This is a genomic window from Anaeromyxobacter sp. PSR-1 (assembly GCF_000964525.1).
Taxonomy (GTDB): domain Bacteria; phylum Myxococcota; class Myxococcia; order Myxococcales; family Anaeromyxobacteraceae; genus Anaeromyxobacter.
Window position 1 is genome coordinate 1 of the sequence record NZ_BAZG01000266.1, and the last position, 4,305, is coordinate 4,305.

Here is a 4,305-nt window from a genome sequence, read left to right on the forward strand (position 1 = left end):
GACGCGTCCACCACCTCGCCGCGGGCGAGGTCGCCGACGACCACGATGCGCGCGCCCTTCTCCGGCGCCTTGCGCAGCGGCAGCGCGGCCAGCTCCGCGGGCTCGAAGTCGCGCGCGGTCACCGGCAGGTCGCGGAACACGAGGTCGTTGGCCCGCGCCTCGGCGGCGCGCAGCCGCTCCTCGCCCAGGCTGGCCGCCGGCGCGTCGAGGTCGATGCTGCAGGTCTCGGCGCCCAGGTGGAACGAGACGGTGTGCGCGCCGGCGGTGGCCTCGAACGCGGCCGAGAGCAAGTGCTGGCCGTGGTGCTGCTGGAGGTGGTCGCGCCGGCGGACCGCGTCCACCTCGCCCGGCACCGGGGCGCCCGCCTCCGGCGGCGCGCCCTCGAGCGCGTGCAGGAGCTCGCCGTCCACCTCCTGCACGTCCACGACCGCGGCGCCGCCGAGCCGCCCGCGGTCGGCGGGCTGGCCGCCGCCCTCCGGGTAGAACGCGGTCCGGTCGAGCACGACGGCGGGGCGCCCGGCCAGCGTGCGCACGCCCACCACGCGCGCCTCGAAGGTGAGCCGGTCCGGATCGTCGAGGTAGAGCCGCTCGGTCATGGTCGCTCCCGGTGCCCCGCCGGCGCGCCGGCCGCCGGGGCGGGCGAGCATATCCCCGCGGCCCGCCGGGCGGCGTGCCCTCCCGCGCGGCGCGCCCCATCGTGAAGGACATGAAGCTCGTCATCCACGCCCATCACCTCACCCTCCCGCCCGACCTGGGCGCGTTCCTCCGCAAGCACGTGACCCGCCCGCTCGCCCGGCTCCAGGACGACTCCGCGGCGGAGCTGTCCGTCCACCTCGGCGACGCGCGGCGCCGGAAGGGCGGCGTGGATCAGGAGTGCCGGCTCTCCTTCCGGATGCCCGGGTCGCGGACGCTGCACGTCGAGAGCGTGCAGGACGACCTGCACACCGCCCTGCTCGACGCCGCGGAGCGGCTGAAGCGCCTGGTGAAGCGCGAGCTGGAGAAGATGCGCTCGCGGAGCGGCCACCCGATGCAACGGCCCCTGGGCCGCAGCTACCGCCTGCGCGCGAGCCGCCGCGGCGTCACGCCGGACGGGGAGCCGGCGGGGTTGTAGTCCCTCCCTCGACTCCGCGCGGCCTGCGGCCGCGCTACGCTCGGGATGAGCGGTCTGAGGTGCGCGCTACGCTCGGGATGAGCGAGATCTCCCGCTCACCCTGAGCGTAGGCGAGCCGGAGGCTCGCCGGAGCCGAAGGGTCGGGATGAGCGGACGGAGTCGAAGGGTCGGGATGAGCGGACGAAGTCGAAGGGTCGGGGCGCGCGGACGGAGCCGAAGGGATCAGGCCGCCACGCGCGGCGGGCCGAGCAGCCGGCGCAGGTGCGCGAGCAAGGCCTCGCTGGTGAACGGCTTCTGGATGAGCTCCACGTCGCCGTCCACCAGCCGGTCCTGCACCAGCACGTCGTCGGTGTGGCCGGTCATGAACAGCACCTTCATCCCCGGCTGCCCCGGCGAGAGCGCCTCGGCCAGCTCGGCGCCGGTCATGCGCGGCATGACGAGGTCGGTGAGCAGCACGTCCACCCGGCCGCCGCGCGCGCGCGCCGCCTCCAGCGCCTCGGCGCCGTTCCGCCCGGAGATGACCTGGTAGCCGCTGCCGGAGAGCACGCGCCCGAGCAGGGTCCGGAGCGCGTCCTCGTCCTCGGCCAGCACCACCGTCTCGCCCAGCCCGCGCGGCGCCGCCATGGGCACGGCGACCGCCACCCGCGCCGCGGCCTCGTCGGCGGCCGGCAGGTACACGGTGAAGGACGTGCCCGCGCCCGGGCGCGACTCCACCCGGATGGCGCCGCCGGCCTGCCGCACGATGCCGTAGACCGTGGCGAGCCCGAGCCCGGTGCCGGTCTCCTTGGTGGTGAAGAACGGCTCGAAGATGCGCGCCCGCACCTCCTCGGTCATGCCCACGCCGGCGTCGCGGACGGTGAGCGTCACGTAGCGGCCGGCCGGCAGCGACAGCTCGCGCAGCGCCTGCGGGACCTCCACGTTCGCGGTGGCGATGTGGAGCGGCCCGCCGTCGGGCATGGCGTCGCGCGCGTTCACCGCCAGGTTGAGCAGCACCTGCGCGAGCTGGTCGGCGTCGGCGAGCACCGGCCACGGGTGCTCCTGCAGCGTGGTGGTGACCTCGATCCGCTCGCCGATGGCGCGGCCGAGGAGCTTGCCCAGGTCCTGCACCACCTTGTTGAGCGAGAGCACCTCGGGCCGGAGCAGCTTCTTGCGGGAGAGCGTGAGGAGCTGCCGGGTCACGCCCACGGCGCGGTGCGCCGCCTCGATGATCCCGTCGGCGCACTCGCGCAGGCGCGGGTCGGTGGCGGGGAGGTCGCGGACCAGCAGCTCGGAGTAGCCGAGCACCACCGCGAGCACGTTGGAGAAGTCGTGGGCGACGCCGCCGGCGAGCCGGCCCACCGCCTCCATCTTCTGCGCCTGGCGCAGGTTCTGCTCGAGCTCGCGGCGCTCCGCCTCGGCCCGCTCGCGCTCCGACATGTCGCGCACCGACACCACGCGCAGCCCGCGGTCGTGCAGGCGCAGGGCGTCCACCGTCACCTCCACCGGGAACGCGGTCCCGTCGGCGCGCCGGTGCCGCCCCGGGGCGGCGTGGATGCCCGCGGCCGGGCCGCCCTCGCCCCCGCCCTCCTCGAGCAGGTCCGAGAAGCGCAGGTCCCGGAGCGCGTCGCGCTCGCGGCCGTAGAGCCGCTCGGCGGCCGGGTTCGCGTCCTCCAGCCGGCCCGACTCCGCGTCCACCAGCAGGATGGCGTCGGAGGAGGTCTCGAACACGCCGCGGTGCAAGGCCTCGCTCTCCACCAGGCGCGCCACCAGCTCGCGCTGCGAGCGCTTCATCCGCACCTTCTCGACCGCGTTCTCGACCTTGAGGTTGAGCGCGTCGTAGTCGGAGACGGGCTTGGTCACGTAGTCGAACGCGCCGATCTGCACCGCCTGGATGGCGGAGTCGAGGGAGGCGTAGCCGGTGACCAGGATCACCTCGACGTCGGGCTTGGCCGCCTTGAGCTGCCGGGCCACGTCCAGGCCGGAGCCGTCGCCCAGGTTCTTGTCCACCAGCGCCACGTCGATGTCGCCGGGCTCCGCCGCGCGCGCCAGCGCCTCGCGCGCCGAGCCGGCGAGGAGCAGGGTGCGCCCCTCGCCCTCCAGGAACCGCCGGAACACGTCGAGGATCACGGGCTCGTCGTCGACGATGAGGATCGTCGCCATGTTGCCTCCGGGAGATCGAAGCGGACCCCGGCCGAGAGGCCCGCCGCCGCGAGCGCGCCGAGCGGCGAGCGCCCGGCGGCCAGCAGGGACGCCTCCAAGAATGGGGTCGCGAAGCGGAACGGCCAGCCCACGCCCAGGGTGGCGCGGAGCGCAGGGGCGGTGCCCGAGTCGGCGGGGGCACCATCGGGATCGACGCGGCCGAAGAGCGCGCCCGCCGCCAGGCTCCCCCACAGCTCCGGCCCGCGGCGCAGCTCGCGCCGCACCGTGGCGCCGCCGAGGAGCGTCAGCCCCCGCGCCGGCGCGTCCGTCCGCACCAGCAGCGGGTCGCCCCGGCCGCCGGGGACGGCGAGGTCGCGGTGCTCGCCGTAGCCGAGCGCGCCGGCCTCCAGGCGCCAGGCGAGGACGTACGTGGGGGGCAACAGGCCCCGGACCGGCAGCTCCGTCGCGAGCCCCGCGCTCATGGCGGTGAAGCGCCCGCGCAGGTCCCAAAGGACGCCCGCGGTGGGGAGGAGCGCCGGCCCGTGGGGCGGGACCAGCAGGAGCTCCGCGGTGGCCCGCGCCTGGCCCACCTGGGCCAGCACGGTCTCGCCGGTCCGCGCCGGGACGGACGGCGCGCGGTAGCGCACGCGCCAGCTCCCGTCGCCGTCCGGCTCCACGCCCAGGATCGACCCGCGCCGCGCCGAGACGGCCGGCGCCGCGCGCACCGGGTTGTCGAAGCGATCGAGCACCGTGACCCGGAGCGCCGCGTCGTGGCTGCCGTCGGCGAGCAGCACCGCGTCCTGGGGCGAGAAGCGCGCCTGGGCGGGCGGGCCGGGCTGCAGCGGCAGCGCGCGCGACCCGGAGATCCCGGCCGCCGGGGCGCGCGCGGTGATGACCACCTCGCCGCGTCCGCCGAAGCCGGGCCGGACCCGCAGCCGCGCCGCGACCGCGCCCACGCCGGCCGGCGCCGGCGCGGAGAGCGTGCCGCCCTCGGCCGCCAGCTCCACCGGCGCGTCCACCGCGTTGCCGGCGGCGTCGAGCACGCGGGCGGTGACGCCCACCTCCTCGACCGAGCC

3 protein-coding genes and 1 pseudogene are annotated in these 4,305 nt (G+C 76.6%); 1 reads left to right on the forward strand and 3 read right to left on the reverse strand.

The genetic code is table 11. The features are described from left to right. Nucleotides 1-596: alanyl-tRNA editing protein (locus tag PSR1_RS21970; RefSeq protein ID WP_160309049.1), on the reverse strand; the 596-nt coding region annotated here is incomplete at its 3' end. Between the two features lie 110 nt (nt 597-706). On the opposite strand from PSR1_RS21970, the gene PSR1_RS21975 reads away from it, so the two are divergent. Beyond that, nucleotides 707-1,111: an HPF/RaiA family ribosome-associated protein gene (locus PSR1_RS21975; protein ID WP_059439472.1), complete on the forward strand. Its 405-nt coding sequence runs from the start codon at nt 707-709 to the stop codon at nt 1,109-1,111. Between the two features lie 222 nt (nt 1,112-1,333). Here the strand turns inward: PSR1_RS21975 and PSR1_RS21980 are convergent, their stop codons facing one another. Beyond that, nucleotides 1,334-3,250, reverse strand: a complete 1,917-nt coding sequence (locus PSR1_RS21980; RefSeq protein WP_082100347.1) for a response regulator — start codon at nt 3,248-3,250, stop codon at nt 1,334-1,336. Beyond that, nucleotides 3,214-4,305, reverse strand: a pseudogene (locus PSR1_RS21985) (Ig-like domain-containing protein); the annotation flags it as partial. The gene PSR1_RS21980 and the pseudogene PSR1_RS21985, both read right to left, overlap by 37 nt.

What these genes read in the sequence shown, in the direction of transcription:
- PSR1_RS21975 (WP_059439472.1), top strand. Translation starts at nt 707, where the DNA reads ATGAAGCTCGTCATCCACGCCCATCACCTCACCCTCCCGCCCGACCTG.
- PSR1_RS21980 (WP_082100347.1), bottom strand. Translation starts at nt 3,250, where the DNA reads ATGGCGACGATCCTCATCGTCGACGACGAGCCCGTGATCCTCGACGTG.